The organism is Actinosynnema sp. NPDC023794, assembly GCF_040639675.1.
In the GTDB taxonomy this organism is placed as follows: Bacteria; Actinomycetota; Actinomycetes; order Mycobacteriales; family Pseudonocardiaceae; genus Actinosynnema; species Actinosynnema luteola.
Genome location: NZ_JBFAFR010000001.1, coordinates 58,802 through 75,046, shown reverse-complemented (window position 1 = coordinate 75,046; position 16,245 = coordinate 58,802). Strand labels below are relative to the sequence as shown.

Here is a 16,245-nt window from a genome sequence, read left to right as displayed (position 1 = left end):
ACAGTGACGGTGGCCGGCACGGGCAGCGTCCCATCCGTTGCCGCCACCCAGCCGAGTCCCCTCGCGAGGTCCACGTCCTCAGCGTCGTCGGTGGCTGCGTCATGCTGGGCCTGGGACTGGTGCTCCCAGTGCTCCCGGTGTGCGCGGCGACGTTCGGGGCCGGGCCCACCCGGATCGGAGCGCTCGTCGCCCTGCTCGCGTTGATGCGGCTGGTCACCAGTCCGTTCTGCAGCCGGCTCGGAGTTCGTTCCGGGGAGCGGCGAGTCCTGGTCACCGGCCTGCTGCTGTGCGCGGTTTCCTCGGCCCTGACGGCGTTCGCCGGGTCCTACGGGCAGCTTCTCGTGCTCCGCGGCCTCGGCTCGGTGCTGTTGACAACTGTTCGGCCAACACGGAGGAGTTGATCGATGAATCAGCCGTCTGCCCGGCACGAGCGGGGCGAGGCCATGTTCCAGCAGGTCTTCGGCCGCGAACCGCGCCCGGGTTCCTACCCGGAGTTCCTGCGGATCACCGTCGACCACTTGTTCGGCGAGATCTGGACACGTCCGCACCTGAGCGTCGAGGAGCGCGAACTGGTCGCGCTGACCGCGGTCACGCTGGCGCGGACCGATTGGGAGTTGCGCGGCCACATCGGCGCCGCCCTGCACCTCGGGATGTCGCGGGAGAAGATCGTCGAAGTCATCATCCAGCTCGCCTACTACGGTGGCTGGCCGGTCGCCAACAACGGGCTGCGCGTCGCCCAGGAGGTCTTCGCCGAGCTGGACGGCGCCACCGGGAGAGACGCGGACCATGACCGGTGAACCGCCTCCCCTCGACCCGGACGAGAAGGTCGACCTGTGGCGCCAGCGGTTCTTCGAGGCCCAGGCGGCCGCGGAGGAGTTCATCCTGGGGGAGCACGGCGAGGAAGGCCTGGCCGCGTGGATCCAGGCGAACGCCCGCATCACCGCGGAGCTGCTGCGAGCGCAACGCCCCGCCGGGGTGTCCGCCACCGATCACTTCATGACCCGGCTGCAGCGCCAGCTGTTGCTGTACGACTCGGCCGTGACCAGTGAGACCCGGCCCTCGGGCACTGTCCTGCGCAACGCAGACTGCGGGATCCTCCGGTACCGCAAACGGGCCGCCCGCGCCGGCGTCGTACTGACGTTCTCGTCACCGTGCCCGTACTGCCAGGAACTCAACACCGCCATCGCCGCCCGTTACGTGGAACCGGAGGTCACGGTGTCGTGCGACCAGACGGGCGACGGGTGCACCTGGCGCGCGGAATCTCCTCACCCTCCAGGAGAGGACGCGGCCGGGTCTCCGCACCGCGGACGAGCCGGTGGTTGAACCAGCGGCAGCGCCGTGCGGCGGGCGACCGGCGACCGGCTGGCGTCGAGCGTCATGCCGAGTTGCCGGCCCACGGCCACGCACAGGTCGACCGCCGCGGTGCGGGTCAGGTCCTCGTGATCGTTCTGGGTGAAGCACGCCGACGCCACATTCTTGTTCCGCAGGCGCAGGTACCACGGGAACAACGATCCCAGCGCAGGCTCGGTCAGCATCGTGCGCGAGTGCACGATCGTCCCCACCAGCAGGTCGCCGAACGGGCGCTGCGTGGCGTTCATGGTGCTCTTCAAGCGTTCCTGGAAGATCTTCAGCACCGCGGGCACGTTCCCCGCGTACACCGGCATGGCGAGCAGCATCGCCTGCGCACCCTCGGCCAGGTCGAGGACGTGCTCGAAGTCGTCGTCGAGCGTGCACCGGCCCACCTCGGGATCGAGGCACGTGTCCTCGCCTTCGCACATCGCGATGCGGTGGTCGATCAGCCGAATCCGCTGGACCTCCGCGTCACCGACCTCCCGGACGACCCCGGTGATCGCCGCATCGAGCAGCGCGTCGGTCAGCGACGGGAGACGCTTCTGCGTGCAGGACAACGCGACGATCTTCATCCGATGGCCTCCCCTGTCCGCTCAGCGCCACCCAAGACCGGCCACCTGACGAAAGCCCACGTGGCCGCACACCGAGGCAGTCTCAACCTACCGACAATCGACCACCACCGAAACGGCTGCGGCCGCGGGGCTGCAAGACGAGTGGTTCTGTCGCGGATTGCGTGATCAACGAGTTCGGGTGGCTGCTGGCAGGTATCGCGGTCTGTGATCATGGTCGGGTGCACGGCCGCTATGACCGGAACTTGGACGATGCGCCGGTGGCCGGTCGGCCGGTGGTGTTGCGATGGACAGCTGCGGTCCTCAGCGGAGGGTGTGGGTCCGCGTCCTCCGCCGGCGGCTCGCGGGACCGAGCCGATGTCCGGTCCACCGGAGCACCGGGGTGTCGCCGCGAGTCGGGTTCGCGGCGGCGCCCCGGTCGGACCGGTCGGTTCCTGCCACGATGCCCGGGGCAGGAACCGACCGTTGTCAACGAGCCGGCAGCGGCGCACGGCCCAGCGCGGGCACGCGTGCCGCCAGCCCGTCCAGGACCGCGTCGACCGCGGGCTCGGTCCAGCCGACGCCGTCGCCGCTGAGGTGCGTGGTCAGCGAGCCGTCCGTCGTCTTGCGGAACCGCAGCCCGAGGTTCTTCGCGCGACCGTCGTCCGGCTGCCCGGCGGCGTGCTCCACGAAGGCCCGCGCCGGTCCGAACGGGATCGCCACCGGCCGCAGCTGCGGGATCAGCTCGACGAACGGCACGTAAGCGCCCTTCTCACCCGCCATGCGCTCCAACGTCCACACCGGGTAGCGCGAGAACCGCTGCGCCGCACCCATCGACGCCGCCAGCCCGCGCACGTCCGACGGCGCGTCGAACGGGATCACCAGGTAGGCCGGTGTGATCACCGGCCCGGCCATGGTGCGCCAGCGCGGGTGGTCCCGGCGCAGGAACAACGTGCAGAACGCCACCCGGTCGCCGCCGACGGTGTGCTCGGCCATCCCCTCGGCCAGCACGGCCATCAGCGCCGCGAACGGGCTGCCGCGCAGCGCACGGGCCCGTGCCTCCAAGTCGGCGAGCTCCTCGGGCGCCAGGACGGGACGCCGCTTGGCGTACCGGTCGCCCCGCGTCGAAGCCGGGGGTGCGGCCAGTGGGACCTTGTCGAGCTGGCGGTTCCACCACGCCTCGTTCTCGGCGCGGCCTGCGTTCTCCAGCTCTGCCTCGAACGCGGCGTACTCGCCGTACTGCCCGGTCGGCGCGTCGGGTTCCGGTCCGCCGCAACGGGCCGTGTAAAGCGCGCCGAGGTCGTCCAAGAGCCGCCACAACGTGGCGGGATCGCCCATCAGGTGGTGCAGGTGCGCCGACAGCACGTGCTCACGCGGCGACCGGCGCGCCACCCGCACCGCCAACGGCGTCACCGCGTCCGACGACACGGGACGGTGCGGCACCGCCACCTCGGCCGGGTCGTCCAGCACGTCGACGTCGGCCGCGGCGGAAGCCTCCACGACCTGCACCACGGCCTCGCGGTCCAGTCGCGAGCGCAGCAGGTCGTGCCGCGCGACGAGGTCCCGCGTCGCGGCGACCAGCAACCCGGGGTCGAAGTCGCCCTCGACGCGCAGCGAGGCGTTGATCGTGAACGCCGGACCGGTGGCCACGCCGGGCCGGTCGGCGTCGAAGCTCAACGCGAAGCGCTGCCACAGGGACGCGGGCCACGTAGCGCTCATCGCACACCTCCGAGCAGCAGGTCGCACAGGTCGGGCACGCGGTGCGCGGCGCCGAGCAGCGCCCGGTGCAACCGCCGCAGCACGTCAGGGGAGAACCCGCCGGCACGCCAGTCCTCCAGGGTGATGCCGAAGCCGAGCCGTTGCCACAGCTCGCCGTTGCGCCGCTCGTGGTCGCCGAACGGCTCCAGCAGCACCAGCGGCGTCGCCGACCACAGGGAGTCCAGCAGCGTGCCGCCACCCGGCTTGCTCACCGCGGCCATCAGCCCGCGCATCAGGTCGAAGGAACCGTGGTGCCGCAAGCCCCGCGTGTACTTCGTCGGGGTTCCGGGGCGCAGCCTGCCCAGTGGCGGGTAGCCGTCGTCCAGCCACGGGTGCCACGCCGGGTCGACCAGGTGGTAGCGCACCAGCGGGTCGGACACCTCCGCGTCGGCCTCCTCGTGGGCGACGACGTCCAGCGCGTACCCGGCTCCCCGCAGCTCGCCGACCCGCTCCCGGTAGGTGCCCATGCCCCAGCCGCCGCCGTGCAGCAGCAGCGCCCGGTCGCGCCGTTCCCACGGCGCCTGCGGCTCGTGCGACACCGGGATGGTGGCCGGCAGCGCGTCCCGGTCGGCGTCGGCCAGCCACAGCTGCCGCGCGTCGGTCTCCCGCGCGTTCCGGAACGAGGGCGAGGTCGTCGAGTCGACGTGGCAGGCGTCCACCTCGACTGGGCCGTGGCGACCGCGGTACTCGTCCACAATGGACCACCAGTAGCCGGAGAACACGACGAACCGGCGCACGTCCCGCTCGGCCCAGTGGGCGAACAGCGCGTCCAACCGGTCGCGGCGCACCGCGTCGACCGGGTCGGTCGCGATCCGCTGGCCGACCAGGGCCACCCGGAAGTCGCGGTGGAAAGCCAGCTTCATCGCCTCGGTGGTGGCCAGCTTCTCGGGCGGCAGCAGCCGTTCCAGCACGCTCACCCCGGCCCGCGCGCCGCGTTCCCGCAGGCGGTCGGCCAGCAGCAGACCGGGCACGTGGACGCCGAGCGCCACCCCGGAGGTGAGGATCTCGATCACGCCAACTCCCTCTCCAGCCGGTCGGCGGCGCGGCGCAGGTGCGTCGCCACCAGGCGGCGCAGCGCCGCGGACCCGGTCGTGCCACGCGGCACGGCCTCGACGGTCATGATCGTGTAGAGGTGGCAGCGGTACAGCTCCAGCCGCTGTCGCGCCGTGCGGGTCGGCTCGAACCGCCCGCCCGCACCCCGGTAGCCCGCGAGGAAGTCCTGGTCCTCCTCGACGAGCCCGAACAGCGCCAACGACGGCATGTCCGCCAGCGGGTCGCCGAAGAAGGCCCGTTCGCCGTCGACCACGCCGGTGACGCGTGCCGTCCCCGGGTCCACGAGCACGTTGCCCGGCCACAGGTCGAAGTGGACCAGCGAGGGCACGACCACCTCGGCCAGCGCGTCGCGCGCGGCGTGCAGCATTGCCCGCAACCGGTCGGCCGGCACGGGCAGGTCGACGCCGTAGCGGTCGGCGTCGGACAGCACGGCCCCCAGCATCGCGGTGAACGCCGTCGGCCAGTCCGCGACCAGCCCGCACTGCGGGTAGCCGAACCCGTCGCCGGTGACCCGGTGCAGCCCGGCCACGGCGGCGCCCAGCCGGCCTCGCAACGCGGACTTCGGCCCGACGCGGTCGCGGTGCTCGTGCCAGTTGACGCCGGGCAGTTCGGTCAGCAGCAGCCAGTCCGACGGCAGCAGGTCCCGGTCGCGGTCGAGGTGCACGACCTCCGGCACCGGCAGGGCGTCGGCGGCGGCGCGGTGGAAGATCGCCTCCGTCGCGAGCAGACCGTGCTCGTAGGACAGTCCAGCGACCTCCGGCGGTGGCGCGATCTTGAGCACCAGTCGCCGGTCGCCCGCCGCCACCCGGTAGGCGGTGTTGAACGTGCCCCCGTCGATCTCCTCGACCCGCGCCCGCTCCGGGTCCGCCACGCCGGCGCGGCGCAGCACCTCGGTCAGCCGGTCGCGGTCGGGGCGAGCCTTCACCGCTCCTCCTCGGCGTTGTCGTGGATCTCGGCCATGAGGCGCACGCGCTCCGCTGCGGCGGCGAGTTCGTCGCCGCGCCCCTCGCCGACGACCAGGGCGTGGAACCGGCGCAGCTGCCGGTCGTAGTAGGCGACCGGGGCGAACGACTCGACGGACGTGCCTCCGTCCGCACGCCGCACGGTGAGGTTGAGCGGCAGCGCGCCCGCGATCGGGCGCAGGAAGCCCCGCACGCGCACCACCGCGTCGGCGAAGCGGAACTCGTGCTCGGCGACGTGCCGCTCGTCGAACCGGCAGTCCAGCTCGGCACGCACCCCGCCGGGCAGGTCGAGCCACGCGGCGAACTCCACGTCCACCCCGCCGGGCACGTCGCGCACGGCCCGCCCGCCGCCCTTCGCGTCGGCCAGCCCGACCGTGGCCTGCACGGCCTGGAGCCAGTAGCAGGCGGTGTCCAGGAAGATCCCGCCACCCAGTTCCGGGCGCAGCCGGTAGCCGCCGTGGGCGGGCAGGGCGAACCGCAGTCGCGTGGTGATCGCGTGCAGCGGCCCGCAGCGGCCGTCCAGAACCATCTCGCGCACCGCGTCCTGCCACGGGTGCCCGGCGGCGGGCAGCGCCTCCACGAGGTGCACGCCGGTCGCGTCCGCCGCCTCGGCCAGCTCGTCGGCCTCGTCGGCAGACAGGCACAGCGGCTTCTCCACCAGCACGTGCTTGCCCGCCCGCGCCGCCGCAGCGGCCCACCGGTGGTGGGCCGAGTTGTGCAGCGACACGTAGACGGCGTTCACCGCCGGGTCGTCGACCAACGCCCGGTAGTCCCGGTGCGCGCGCTCCAGCCCGTTGCGCCGCGCGAAGGCCAGCGCCCGGTCCGGGTCACTCGCCGCGACCGCCACGGGCACGACACCGGGCATGCCCCTGCTCGGCGCGACGACCGCGCGCTCGGCGATGCCCGTGGCGCCGATCAGCCCGACGTCAAGCCGCATGGACCGCACCCCGCACCCGCACCCCGGCGCGCCCGAACGACGCGAGCACGCGGTCCTTGAGGCCGTCCACCGTGAACGGCTCGGACAGCAGCGCGCAGTGCACCCGGCCGGTCGGCGGTGCCACCGCGCCGCCACCCAGCACCACGCACCGCTCGTGCAGGCCGTCGTCGCGGAGCGCGTCGACCAGGGCGCCGACGCCCACACCCCCCGGCACGGCCAGCTCGACCTGCCACAGGTGGCAGCGCCGTCGGCCGTCGCCCAACCTGCGGTCCAGTTCGAGGGACAGCCTGCCGAGCGACACGCGGGCGTTGACCTCCAGCACGGGGATCAGCACGCCGTCGGGGAGGACCATGGCGTCGATCGAGATCGGCCCCCAGTAGCCCTCCGCGAACGCCCGGCGCGCCACCTCCGCGGCCGCGTCCCGCAGCGCCTGCTCGTGCGCGTCCGACCCGGGCGGACCGGAACCGGCGTAGCGGAAGCCGCGGTTGCGGACCTGGCGCACGCCGAGCCAGTGCCACGTGCCGTCCGGCTCCAGCTCGCCGTGCGCCGACAGGTCGTGCAGCTTGTCGTACAGCGGCTGCACGACGAGCTCGACCCGCGCGCCGGCCTGGCGGTCCAGCACGCGGGTGATCGCCCGCAGCACGCCGGGGGAGCGCACCTCCAGCACCCCGCTGCCGGACACGCCGTAGGGGTCCTTCACCACGACCGGACCGTCGACGGCCCGCGCCAGCTCGGCCGTCGACCGCACGACGACGCCCGCGCCCGGCAGTCCCAGCTCCACCACCAGGTCGTTGGACCACGCCTTGGAGTTGACCTGGGCCACGTCCGCCACCGCGGGAAGTCCGGGTGCCAGCGCGGCGACCGGCGCCGTCACCGCGTAGGGCGCGAAGTCGTTGTCGCGCAACAGCTCCGGAGCAGCGGGGTCGCGGGCGAACAGCTCCTCCACCGTGCCCGGCCCGTCCGGCACGACGTGGTGCCGGAACGCGATGCCCGCGTCCGCCAGCGCCGCCCGCAGCCGCGGGTCGAGCCCGTGCCGGGTCACCAGCGTGTCCTCGGGCGCGCACAGGCCCGCCAGCAGCTCGTCCATGGCGTCGACGTGATGCCCTTCGGCGGCGACGGCGGGCAGCCGGGCCAGGTCCGCGGGCCGCCACGAGCGCTCGGCGTCGAACGCGCCCAGCCGCAGGACGGGCCGCACTCACACCACCGCGCCGTCGAGGTCAGCGCCGTCGAGCTTGGCGACCCAGTCGCCGAACTGGCGAACGGACCGCAGGTGGTCCAGGTCGAGCGCCTCGTAGTCCAGCTCAACGTCGAACGCGTCCTCGACGCCCAGCAGGAAGGAGATCATCTGCAGCGAGTCGAGCCCGTACTCCTCGACCAGGTCGGCGTCGTCGGCGATCTCGTCGGGCGCCGTGCCGTTCGCGAGCACCCCGGCCAGCACGTCCTTGATCTTCCGGTAGATCGCGTCCACGGCTCAGACTCCGTTCAGGTAGAGGAGGATGCACTTGGAACAGACCGGCATCATCCCGTTGGCCGAGAGGATCTTCCGGACCTCGCGGAAGGACTCGCTCTGCCACAGCTCGGAGACGCCGGAGTCGTAGAGGTTGCCCACGACGAACTCGGGGAAGAACTTGCAGGAGCTGACGTTGCCGTCGGCGTGCACCTCGAGCCGGTTGGACACCGCCAGGCACTTGCTGCGGTGCTGCGCGGGGCGGGACGTGCCGAGGATGAAGTCCTCGACCTCGTCGGCCTCCAACTGCGGCTGGTAGCGCACCCGCACCCGCCACGCGCGGCTCGCCAGCCGGGCCATCGACTCGCGCAGGACGGGGAGCTGCTCGGGCGGGAGCTGGTAGGTGTAGGAGTGCCAGGTCGGCCGCTGAGTGCCGGTGTCGTTGCCCAGCCAGGCGAAGGTCTTCTCGTACAGCGCGTCCATCGCCTCGGCGACCTCGGGGCTGATGTACCACGGGAACTGGAAGTAGACCGTGTTGACGCCCAGCTCCTCGGCCCACTCCATGAACTCGTACATCTTGCCGACCGTGACGTGCGAGACCATGCACGACAGCGAGACCTCGCCGTCGAACTCGCCGTCGCGCTTGAGCTCCAGCATCCGCTGGATGTTCTCCGTGGTCTTGCGGAACGTGCCGCGGCCGCGCAGCGCCTCGTGGTCTTCGTCCAGCCCGTCCAGGCTGACCAGCAGGTTGAGGTTCTCGCCGATGCGCAGGAGGTCGTCCAGCTTGCGCTTGAACAGCAGCCCGTTGGTGCACATGTTGACCGTGCGCGGGTACTTCTCCAGCAGGTCGACGACCTCGTTGAAGCGGGTGTGCATGAGCGGCTCGCCGCCCCACAGGAACAGCTTCGAGCGGCGCGGGGCGGTCGCCCGCAGGACGTCCTCGACCACCGACACGTCCAGCTCGGTCCGCTGCTTCTCGGCGCTGTAGTCGCGGAAGAAGCCCTGCTCGTTCCACTGGTAGCAGTGGGTGCACCGCAGGTTGCAGCGGTAGGTGAGCTGGAGGCTCACCTCCTGCGGCAGCGCGGCGGCGTAGCCGGGGTCGGCGCGCAGCTTCCGGCGGGCCGCGGAGCGGATGGACACCGTGTGCTTGATGTCCGCGAACTCCTTGACGTTCAACGTCCGGGTCGTCTTCGGGTGCATCGGGCCTCCAGGTCCACAGCGGATGTTCAGGGATCGACCTCGGACGGGAGCAGCAGGACGGAGCAGGCGGCGCACAGGGCGCCCACCACGACGACGCACACGAGCGCCGCCGACTGGCCCACCAGCCCGGCGCCCACGCCTGCGGCCAGACCGCCCGCGAACGAGCCGAGCGGGATGGTCGACGAGGTCAGCACGCGCGCGGTGCCGTGCACGGTGCCCTGGCGGTCCGCCGGCGTCACCCGCTGCCGCACGCTGGTGGTGACGACGGCCCAGGTGGGTATCCACAGCGCGGACAGCACCCGGATGGCGAACAGCACCGGCACCGGCGCGGACACGGCCAGGCACAGCGGGATCGCGCACCACGTCAGGCCTTCCGCGGCCGTGGCGAGCAGCGCGCCGCGGGCGCCGAGCGCGCGGACCAGCGGTCCTACGCACAGCACGCCGACGAGCGCGCCCGCCGCGCCCGACGCGAGCAGCAGACCGGTGGTCGTGCCGGACATGCCGAGCGCGCGGTAGGCGAACAGCAGCAGGACGGCGTCGATCGCACCGGTGCCGAACGCGCGGACCGCCGAGCTGAGCACCACCGGGCCGAGGACGGGGTGGCGGCTGGTGAACCGCAGCCCGTCGCGCACCCTGGCCAGCACCGGCTCGTTCCCGGGCGGCACTGCGGGTTCGGGAGCGCGAAGGCGCGCCCGACCCAGCGCGGACAGCAGGAACGGCGCCGCGCCGAGCACCAGCGAGGACACCGCGCCGAGCGCGCTCACGGCCGCGCCGCCGAGCGCCGGGCCGACGAGCTTGGACGCGCTGTCGGTGCTTTGCAGGCGGGCGTTCGCGCCGACGAGCCGGTCGGCGGGCACCAGCGCGGGCAATTGGACCTGTGAGGACAGATCGGTGAAGACCGTGGCCACCCCGGCCACGGCGACCGCGACGATCAACGGCACGACCGATGTGACCCACCCGGCCGCGATCGCGGCCGCGACCGCCGTGAACGCGCCGAAGCGGACCAGTTCGGCCACGACCATCACCCGTCGGATCCGCGCGCGCACGAGCAGCGCGCCCGCGAACAGCCCGACGGCTGGGTACGCGAGCCACCCCGCCGCCGCCACGATCCCCACCTCGGCGTTGGACGCGTCCAACGCCAGGATCGCGACCGTGGGCGCGACGAAACCGGTGAGCCGGTCGCCCACCGCGCTCGCCGCCTGGCTGCCCCAGAACAAGGTGAAGTCGCGGCCCTGGCGGGTCGCGCCGGCGACTTTCGACAACGTTGACATCGAGTCGACAGCGCCGACCGATCCCTTCCGGTCGACGTCGTCGGAATTCGCTCCGACAAACAAAGAAACCCCCAGACGGACTCGTAGCCGCCCTGTTGAGGACGACCATAACTACGGGATCAATCGAACTCAAGAACATCACCCGAACGTTGGCAAGAGCGCTCCGGTGGCCACGCAGCGTTGCCTTGGATCGACAGATTCGCGCTGGTGTGGCGTGGCTCTGCTCCGAAATGTTTCGCGGCGCGATAGCGTTCGGTGATGTCGGTCAAAGGCGGCGAACCAGTGCGCGAAGCCCTTCTGCCACTTGCGGAAGACTCCGTCCGGCGGAGGTGTCGGAAGGTGTCGGAGAACCCTGTCTCAGTTCGTCGCGTTACCGCGGAACGTATTTGCGAAGAGAGCAATCTCGAATATTGACAAGGCTGCGCGGCCCGCTCGGCCGCGCACGGCGGCTGTTCGGCGGGCGACGGCGGTGCGAAGGTCCACACCGAACTGCTCGGCGATCTATCCGGAGTGGACGGCACGACCCGGCGAGCGAGCAACAGGGAAGATCTTCAAATTGGTTGACATCCAGGGGTGGATTGTCGGACGTTCGGCCGTGACCCACCGATGCGCCGCAGGGCCCGAGAGATGGCACGCACATGACCTTCAGAGACAGGGACCCGAAGCCGGGGCGCGGGAGGGCGCAAGCGGCCGCGGTGGACGCGGGCTCGTGGTATGAGTTGATCAACCAGGGCAGCGGCAAGGCGCTGGACATCTCCGGCGCAAGTACTGCTGAGGGAGCCGTACGTCCGTCTGATCAACCGCAACAGCGGCAAGGCCGTCGAGGTCCGGAACGCCGCCACCACGGACGGTGCCGAGGTTGTGCGGTTCACCGACTGGGCGGCGCCAACCAGCAGCGGCAACCGGTCCCCGTGAAGAGCGTCTCGGAGCAGGTGCACACCGCCGGGCGGGTCACGGACCTGGGGAAGGCGGTGCAGTTCAGCTGGCCAGGGGTGTACTTCGAGGGCCGCTTCCGCGGGACCGGCCTCGGGGTGGTACTCGACTGCGCGGCCGCCGACTACGACGTCCAGGTCGACGGGGCCACCGTCGCCACCCTGGTCACACCCGGCGACACCACGTACTGGATCAACGGCCTGCGGGACGGCGAGCACACGGTCCGGGTCGTCAAACGCAACGAAACCCCAGGGGACACCAGCACGTTCAGGGGCTTCGTCGCCGCGCCCGGGGCGCCGTACTGAGCAAGCCGGCGCCCCGGGACCGCCAGATCGAGTTCATCGGGGACTCCCTCACCGTGGGCTACGGCAATGTCTCGGGCACCCGCGACTGCAATCCGGAGCAGCTCAAGCGGAACACCAACACCGACGTGAGCTACAGCGCCCTGACCGCCCGGCAGCTGGACGCCGATTACCAGATCAACGGCTTCTCCGGCCTCGGCATGGTGCGCAACGTCGCCGGCATCTCCCCGGACGTCACGTACCGGACCTACTACGACCGCGCCCTGCTGAACGTGGACGGCGACGTCTGGCAGAACCCGGGGACGTGGCGTCCCCAGATCGTGGTGGTCAACCTCGGCGCCAACGACTTCTCCGACCTCACCCCCGGTGAACCGTGAACGCCAGACAGCCTCGCGGCCGCCTACCGCACCGCCTACGACGAGTTCCTCCGGAAACTGCGGACGCGCTACGGTGCCGGCACCACCCTCGTGGCCGTCGGCTTCGACGTGAACGCCGAGCACGTGCGGCAGGTTGTCGAGGCGCGCAACGCCGCCGGCGACAGCGGGGTCCACTACTGGTTCCTCGATCAGTCGGGCCTCGACTTCCTCGGATGTGACGAGCACACCTCGGCTCAAGACGACCGGGTGATCGCCGACCGGCTTGCCCCGTTCCTCAGCAGCCTGCCGACGGGATGGTGAGGGACATGACCACCCGTGAACCGAGCCAGGGACTCCGTGCGCTGCTGTCGGCGCGCTGCTCGGTCTGGTGGTCGGGACCGCGCCGGGCATCGCGGCGGTCCGGGCGCTCGCCGACCTGGGCATCCCGTGGGCGCAGCTGGGCGCTTACCTGCTGATCGCCGCCGGTGTCGGTGTGGTCGCGGCGATCCTGCCCGAGATCCGCGTCGCCCGGCTGAACGTCCTGCGGACGAGCTCCCACGAGTGAGCCGGACGCGCCCGGTCGGTCCGCTCAGGACCGACCGGGCGTCGCGCGCACCGCCGCGGGCAGGGTGAACCGGATCGTCTCCCGCGCCGTCTCGCGCACCTGGACGTCCCAGGCGCCCAGCGCCTCGATGACCTCGTCCACCAGCCTCGGCGGGGCGGACGCGCCCGCGCTCACCCCGACCACCCGCGTGCCGTCCAACCAGTCCTCCCGGATGTCGGAGACGTCGTCGATCAGGTGCGCGGGCGTGCCCATCCGGCGGGCGGTCTCCACCAGCCGCACCGAGTTCGACGAGTTCGGCGAACCCACCACGAGCACCACGTCGGCTTCGCGCGCGATCTCGCGCACCGCGTCCTGCCGGTTGGTGCTGGCGTAGCAGATGTCCGCCGACGAAGGACCGCGCAGCGCCGGGAACTTCTCCCGCAGCGCGGCCAGCACCTCGGCCGTGTCGTCCATCGCGAGCGTCGTCTGGGTCAGGTAGGAGACCTTGGTCGGGTCCGCCAACTCCAGCGCCTCCACGTCCGCGACCGTCTCCACCAGCACGGTCTGCGAGGGGGCCTCGCCGAACGTGCCCTCGACCTCCTCGTGCCCGGCGTGCCCGATCAGCACCACCGTGTCGCCGCGCGTGGCGTACCGCTTCGCCTCCGCGTGCACCTTGGTCACCAGCGGGCACGTCGCGTCGATCACGTCCAACCGGCGCCGCGCGGCCTCCTCGCGCACCGCGGGCGACACGCCGTGCGCGGAGAACACCACGGTCGCGCCGTCGGGCACCGCGTCCAGCTCGTCGACGAACACCGCGCCACGCGCCTCCAGCTCGGTCACGACGTGGGTGTTGTGCACGATCTGCTTCCGCACGTGGATGGGCCCACCGCGTTGGTCCAGGAGCCGGTCGACGATGTCGATCGCCCGTTCCACACCGGCGCAGAACGACCGGGGCGACGCCAGCAGCACAACGGGGAAAGCCATGAGCGCTCCTGGGTAGGCGGGGTGTCAGTGGTCGCGTCGGGTGGCGAGGCGGGCCACCGCGTCCAGCTCGCGCGCGGCGCGCTCGGACGGTCCGGCGGCGTGCAGGTGCTCCCGCGCCCGGGCCAGCAGCTCGTCCGCCCGGCCCTGGCTCCACGCCCGCGCGCCCGAGGTCTCGATCAGCTCCGCCGCACGCGCCAGCTGGGCCTGGCCGAGCGGCTGCTCGGAGCGGTACAGCGCGTTCAGCTCGCGCGCGGCGGGCGTGTCCGACGTCAGCGCCGCCACCACCGGCAGGGACTTCTTGCGGTTGCGCAGGTCCGAGTACACCGGCTTGCCGGTCACGGCGGGGTCGCCCCAGATGCCGAGCAGGTCGTCCACGAACTGGAACGCAAGCCCCACCTTCTCGCCGAACGACCGCAGGTGCTCGACCTGGTCCGCCCGCCCGCCGCCGAACAGCGCGCCCAACGCGCAGGCCGCGCCGAGCAGCGCGCCGGTCTTGCCCTCGGCCATCCGCACGCACTCGGCCAACCGCACGTCGTCGCGTTCCTCGAAGGCCAGGTCGGCGCTCTGCCCGTCCAGCAGGCGCTGCACCGCGACCGACAGCACCCGGATCGCCTGCTGCGCCTTCGGGTGGCCGCTGCCCGCCAGCACGTCCAGCGCCAGCGTCAGCAACGCGTCACCGGCCAGGATCGCCGGGTTCACGCCGAACACGTGCCACGCCGTCGGCCGGTGCCGCCGGGTCTTGTCGCCGTCCATCACGTCGTCGTGCAGCAACGAGAAGTTGTGCGTCAACTCGACCGCCACCGCGGCCGGCAGCGCCGCGTGCGCCGCGCCGCCCACCGCCTGCGTGCCCAGCAGCACGAGCGCCGGCCGGATCGCCTTGCCCGCGTCCGCGCCCGTCGGCCTGCCGTGCTCGTCCCACCAGCCGAAGTGGTAGCCCGCGATCGCCCGCATCGAGTCCGGCAACCGGTCGACCGCCGTGCGCATCGCGGGGTCCAGCCCGGCACGGCTCCAGTCCAGCACCTCGCGCGCGGTCCGGTGATCGCGGCTCACGTCCAGGTCGGTCATCGCCACAACTCCTGTTCGGGGGGATGCGCCCGGCTGCCGGAGCGGGCACGGGCGGGGAGGGGCAGCCGGGCATGGCGGCCCGGCTGCCGTGCACGACGGTGTGGTCAGGACCGGCCGAGCTCCACGTGCTCCAGCACCCCGAGCGCGTCGGGCACCAGCACGGCCACCGAGTAGTAGGCGCTGACGAGGTAGGACACGATCGCCTTCTCGTTGATGCCCATGAACCGCGCGTTCAGGCTCGGCTGCACCTCGTCGGGGATGCCCGGCTGGTGCAGCCCGATCACGCCGTTGTCCTTCTCTCCGATCCGCATGGCGAGGATCGAGGTCGTGCCCCGCGGCGTGATCGGGATCTTGTTCGACGGCAGCAGCGGGATGCCGCGCCAGGTGACGACCTGCGTGCCGTCCACGTTGGCGGTGCCGGGGTACAGGCCGCGCTTGCTGGCCTCGCGGCCGAACGCGGCGATCGCGCGCGGGTGGGCCAGCATGAACGCCGTCTTGCGCCGCCGGGACACCAGCTCGTCGAGGTCGTCCGGGGTGGGCGGGCCGGTGCGGGTGTGGATGCGCTGCCTGAGGTCGGCGTTGTGCAGCAGCCCGATCCGGCGGTTGTTGAGCATCTCGTGCTCCTGGCGCTCGCGCAGGGCCTCGATGGTCAACCGCAACTGCTGCTCGGTCTGGTTCATCGGGTGGTTGTAGAGGTCGGCGACGCGGCTGTGCACCCGGAGCACGGTCTGCGCCACTTCCAGTTCGTACTCGCGCGGCGACAGCTCGTAGTCCACGTACGTCGTGGGCAGGTCCGGCTCGCCCTCGTGGCCCGAGGCGATGTCGATCTCCGCCTCGCCGTGCTTGTTCTGCGGCTTGCCCGCGTTGGCGGCGAACGCGTCTATGTGCGCTCGCAGGGCGTCGGCCTGCCCGTTGAGCTCCTGCACCGACCGCCACGGCAGCGCCAGCACGATCACCGGGGTGACCGCCTTGATGGTGAAGTCCCACTCCACCTCGCCGCCGTACATCACCTCGTCGCCGAAGTGGTCGCCGTCGGCCAGGGTGTCGAGCACGGTCGCGTCGCCGTACTTGCCCTGCCCGATCTTGTTCACCTTGCCGTGCGCGATGAGGTAGACCTCGTCGGCCCGGTCGCCCGACGACACCAGCACGTCGCCCGGCTGGAACTCCCGCTGTCGGAACCGGTCGGCCAACGCGACCAGCACGTCGTCGTCCGGGAAGTCGCGCAGCACGGGCAGCTCCCGCAGCTCCTGCGGGATGACCCGGATGTCGGCGCCGGTGCTGCTGAAGCTCACCCGCCCGTCGCCGAGCGCGTAGGTGAGGCGGCGGTTGACCCGGTAGGTGCCTGCCTGGGTGGTCACCCACGGCAGCTTGCGCAGCAGCCACCGCGGCGAGATGCCCTGCATCTGGGGGGTGGACTTGGTGGTGCTCGCCAGGTTCCGCGCGCTCGCGGTGCTCAGGCTCTGCCGCTGCTGCTCGGCCTCTTCCGGTGCGAGGCCGGGGTCTGTCACGGTCACTTGGGCTGCCCAATCTGGTCG

At 72.0% G+C, this 16,245-nt stretch carries 19 protein-coding genes; 7 read left to right on the top strand and 12 right to left on the bottom strand.

The window, feature by feature from the left end; translation table 11 throughout:
- Nucleotides 1–32: 32 nt before the first annotated feature.
- From AB0H12_RS00375 to AB0H12_RS00365, 3 genes are read left to right on the top strand one after another with little or no spacing between them, the layout of a single operon-like run.
- Nucleotides 33–401 (top strand): MFS transporter, encoded by a 369-nt coding sequence (locus tag AB0H12_RS00375; RefSeq protein WP_499620765.1) that lies wholly within the window; start codon nucleotides 33–35, stop codon nucleotides 399–401.
- A gap of 3 nt (nucleotides 402–404) precedes the next feature.
- Complete coding sequence (locus tag AB0H12_RS00370) at nucleotides 405–797, top strand: carboxymuconolactone decarboxylase family protein (protein WP_499619686.1); 393 nt, start codon at nucleotides 405–407, stop codon at nucleotides 795–797.
- The gene (locus AB0H12_RS00365; protein WP_499619685.1) at nucleotides 787–1,323 is read left to right on the top strand and encodes a hypothetical protein; all 537 of its coding nucleotides are present in this window, start codon (nucleotides 787–789) and stop codon (nucleotides 1,321–1,323) included. The genes AB0H12_RS00370 and AB0H12_RS00365 overlap by 11 nt, the downstream gene beginning before the upstream one ends.
- Here AB0H12_RS00365 and AB0H12_RS00360 read toward each other — a convergent pair.
- From AB0H12_RS00360 to AB0H12_RS00320, 9 genes are all read right to left on the bottom strand, one after another.
- Complete coding sequence (locus tag AB0H12_RS00360; RefSeq protein WP_499619683.1) at nucleotides 1,266–1,922, bottom strand: flavodoxin family protein; 657 nt, start codon at nucleotides 1,920–1,922, stop codon at nucleotides 1,266–1,268. The genes AB0H12_RS00365 and AB0H12_RS00360 overlap by 58 nt on opposite strands.
- 465 nt (nucleotides 1,923–2,387) lie before the next feature.
- Nucleotides 2,388–3,617: a condensation domain-containing protein gene (locus AB0H12_RS00355; RefSeq protein WP_499619682.1), complete on the bottom strand. Its 1,230-nt coding sequence runs from the start codon at nucleotides 3,615–3,617 to the stop codon at nucleotides 2,388–2,390.
- The gene (locus AB0H12_RS00350) at nucleotides 3,614–4,669 is read right to left on the bottom strand and encodes a hypothetical protein (RefSeq protein ID WP_499619680.1); all 1,056 of its coding nucleotides are present in this window, start codon (nucleotides 4,667–4,669) and stop codon (nucleotides 3,614–3,616) included. The genes AB0H12_RS00355 and AB0H12_RS00350 overlap by 4 nt, the downstream gene beginning before the upstream one ends.
- Nucleotides 4,666–5,634 (bottom strand): phosphotransferase family protein, encoded by a 969-nt coding sequence (locus AB0H12_RS00345; protein WP_499619678.1) that lies wholly within the window; start codon nucleotides 5,632–5,634, stop codon nucleotides 4,666–4,668. The genes AB0H12_RS00350 and AB0H12_RS00345 overlap by 4 nt, the downstream gene beginning before the upstream one ends.
- Nucleotides 5,631–6,608 (bottom strand): Gfo/Idh/MocA family protein, encoded by a 978-nt coding sequence (locus AB0H12_RS00340; protein WP_499619677.1) that lies wholly within the window; start codon nucleotides 6,606–6,608, stop codon nucleotides 5,631–5,633. Before AB0H12_RS00340 ends, AB0H12_RS00345 begins: the two co-directional genes overlap by 4 nt.
- A complete protein-coding gene (locus tag AB0H12_RS00335) occupies nucleotides 6,598–7,803 on the bottom strand; it encodes an ATP-grasp domain-containing protein (protein ID WP_499619675.1) in 1,206 nt (401 codons plus the stop codon). Before AB0H12_RS00335 ends, AB0H12_RS00340 begins: the two co-directional genes overlap by 11 nt.
- Entirely contained in the window at nucleotides 7,804–8,076 is a 273-nt protein-coding gene (locus tag AB0H12_RS00330; RefSeq protein WP_499619673.1) for an acyl carrier protein, read from the bottom strand.
- A gap of 3 nt (nucleotides 8,077–8,079) precedes the next feature.
- On the bottom strand, nucleotides 8,080–9,255 hold the full coding sequence (locus tag AB0H12_RS00325; protein WP_499619671.1) for a radical SAM protein: 1,176 nt from the start codon (nucleotides 9,253–9,255) through the stop codon (nucleotides 8,080–8,082).
- A gap of 26 nt (nucleotides 9,256–9,281) precedes the next feature.
- Nucleotides 9,282–10,517, bottom strand: coding sequence for an MFS transporter (locus AB0H12_RS00320; protein WP_499619670.1), 1,236 nt, complete (start codon nucleotides 10,515–10,517; stop codon nucleotides 9,282–9,284).
- Between the two features lie 920 nt (nucleotides 10,518–11,437).
- On the opposite strand from AB0H12_RS00320, the gene AB0H12_RS00315 reads away from it, so the two are divergent.
- The 4 genes from AB0H12_RS00315 (at nucleotide 11,438) to AB0H12_RS00300 (ending at nucleotide 12,682) form a co-directional block, all read left to right on the top strand.
- On the top strand, nucleotides 11,438–11,764 hold the full coding sequence (locus AB0H12_RS00315; RefSeq protein WP_499619668.1) for a hypothetical protein: 327 nt from the start codon (nucleotides 11,438–11,440) through the stop codon (nucleotides 11,762–11,764).
- Nucleotides 11,647–12,138 (top strand): SGNH/GDSL hydrolase family protein, encoded by a 492-nt coding sequence (locus AB0H12_RS00310; RefSeq protein WP_499620764.1) that lies wholly within the window; start codon nucleotides 11,647–11,649, stop codon nucleotides 12,136–12,138. The genes AB0H12_RS00315 and AB0H12_RS00310 overlap by 118 nt, the downstream gene beginning before the upstream one ends.
- A 90-nt stretch (nucleotides 12,139–12,228) precedes the next feature.
- Nucleotides 12,229–12,438, top strand: coding sequence for a hypothetical protein (locus AB0H12_RS00305; RefSeq protein ID WP_499619666.1), 210 nt, complete (start codon nucleotides 12,229–12,231; stop codon nucleotides 12,436–12,438).
- A 67-nt stretch (nucleotides 12,439–12,505) separates the two neighbouring features.
- Nucleotides 12,506–12,682 carry a hypothetical protein gene (locus AB0H12_RS00300; RefSeq protein ID WP_499619665.1) on the top strand — a complete coding sequence of 59 codons (177 nt, stop codon included), beginning with the start codon at nucleotides 12,506–12,508 and terminating at the stop codon, nucleotides 12,680–12,682.
- Between the two features lie 24 nt (nucleotides 12,683–12,706).
- Here the strand turns inward: AB0H12_RS00300 and ispH are convergent, their stop codons facing one another.
- The 3 genes from ispH to AB0H12_RS00285 form a co-directional block, all read right to left on the bottom strand.
- On the bottom strand, nucleotides 12,707–13,645 hold the full coding sequence (ispH, locus tag AB0H12_RS00295) for a 4-hydroxy-3-methylbut-2-enyl diphosphate reductase (protein WP_499619664.1): 939 nt from the start codon (nucleotides 13,643–13,645) through the stop codon (nucleotides 12,707–12,709).
- Nucleotides 13,646–13,669: 24 nt separating this feature from the next.
- Nucleotides 13,670–14,710 carry a family 2 encapsulin nanocompartment cargo protein polyprenyl transferase gene (locus AB0H12_RS00290; RefSeq protein WP_499619663.1) on the bottom strand — a complete coding sequence of 347 codons (1,041 nt, stop codon included), beginning with the start codon at nucleotides 14,708–14,710 and terminating at the stop codon, nucleotides 13,670–13,672.
- 104 nt (nucleotides 14,711–14,814) lie between these two features.
- Nucleotides 14,815–16,224, bottom strand: a complete 1,410-nt coding sequence (locus tag AB0H12_RS00285) for a family 2B encapsulin nanocompartment shell protein (protein ID WP_499619661.1) — start codon at nucleotides 16,222–16,224, stop codon at nucleotides 14,815–14,817.
- Nucleotides 16,225–16,245: the final 21 nt, after the last annotated feature.

What these genes read in the sequence shown, in the direction of transcription:
- AB0H12_RS00360 (WP_499619683.1), bottom strand. Translation starts at nt 1,922, where the DNA reads ATGAAGATCGTCGCGTTGTCCTGCACGCAGAAGCGTCTCCCGTCGCTG.
- AB0H12_RS00340 (WP_499619677.1), bottom strand. Translation starts at nt 6,608, where the DNA reads ATGCGGCTTGACGTCGGGCTGATCGGCGCCACGGGCATCGCCGAGCGC.
- AB0H12_RS00290 (WP_499619663.1), bottom strand. Translation starts at nt 14,710, where the DNA reads ATGACCGACCTGGACGTGAGCCGCGATCACCGGACCGCGCGCGAGGTG.
- AB0H12_RS00365 (WP_499619685.1), top strand. Translation starts at nt 787, where the DNA reads ATGACCGGTGAACCGCCTCCCCTCGACCCGGACGAGAAGGTCGACCTG.
- ispH (WP_499619664.1), bottom strand. Translation starts at nt 13,645, where the DNA reads ATGGCTTTCCCCGTTGTGCTGCTGGCGTCGCCCCGGTCGTTCTGCGCC.
- AB0H12_RS00325 (WP_499619671.1), bottom strand. Translation starts at nt 9,255, where the DNA reads ATGCACCCGAAGACGACCCGGACGTTGAACGTCAAGGAGTTCGCGGAC.
- AB0H12_RS00370 (WP_499619686.1), top strand. Translation starts at nt 405, where the DNA reads ATGAATCAGCCGTCTGCCCGGCACGAGCGGGGCGAGGCCATGTTCCAG.
- AB0H12_RS00355 (WP_499619682.1), bottom strand. Translation starts at nt 3,617, where the DNA reads ATGAGCGCTACGTGGCCCGCGTCCCTGTGGCAGCGCTTCGCGTTGAGC.